The 911-nt window shown below is 58.8% G+C and carries 1 pseudogene; it reads right to left on the bottom strand.

Features of this window, described 5'->3' with window-relative positions:
* Positions 1–72: 72 nt before the first annotated feature.
* Positions 73–648 (bottom strand): annotated as a pseudogene (locus NCS28_RS33055) (recombinase family protein); the annotation flags it as partial.
* Positions 649–911 lie beyond the last annotated feature (263 nt).

Here is a 911-nt window from a genome sequence, read left to right as displayed (position 1 = left end):
CTGGTCATATTGTGTGCGGTGCTTCGTCCGAGTGCCTTTCTTCGCTCAATGACACGACGGGCGCTCATCAGTTGCTTTCATAAGGCCATGGTCATCGACCAACACGCGCCGCAATCCATAGCCTGCCGGCCCTCCTTGCCGGAACCCCATTTCAATCAAGCGGCACTGGCCTGCGAACACCTTAGCCGACAGTTCCCGGCTGTATTCGCCAGCCATGGCCCGCTTGACGCCTTTGACGATAGTCGAGACCGGTGAGCCGTCGTTCTCAAACTGCTCGGCGCAGTACGCGACCTGAATGCCGGCGCGGCGGCAGATGTACTCGTAGTACGCGCTCTCGTCAGCATCCTGGAATCGCCCCCATCGACTCACGTCGTAAACAAGGATGACGCAAAAGTCAGCATTGCCATTGGCGACATCAGCGATGAGATTTTGAAGCGCCTGACGGCCGTCAATCCGTAGCCCGCTCTTACCCTCATCGGCATACGTACGGACAATTTGGAATCCGCGACGGGCAGCGTAGTCTCGAATCCGGTCGCGCTGATTTTCGGTGGAATACTGCTGGTGTTCGGTCGACATGCGTACGTATTCCGCTGCGCGCCCGGCAGAAGAACTGGCGTCGACCGGCGCATCCGCGCTATTGAATGACATGCTCCACCCCGCAACTCAGACACCGACAGGCCGCACGCATCGGACGCAAATGGACGCCCAATGCGAACCATCGAATGGTCGCGGTTGAAAGCGAGCGGCGACAAGGCAAAGGTAGCAGGCTCGAAACCGATGTGTATCAAGTCATCTATTTGCAATCACGTCGGCGGCGCGGTCGGCTCAGACAGTACGGCGATGTGAACGGTCCACGCGTCCATTTTTGCAACGCCGGCGTCAGCCGCGCGAGACAGCAGGTAGAAGCCAGA

This window comes from Caballeronia sp. INDeC2 (assembly GCF_023631325.1).
Taxonomy (GTDB): Bacteria; Pseudomonadota; Gammaproteobacteria; order Burkholderiales; family Burkholderiaceae; genus Caballeronia.
The sequence above is the reverse complement of the archived record's forward strand: the minus strand, read 5'-3'. Positions and strand labels throughout refer to the sequence as shown.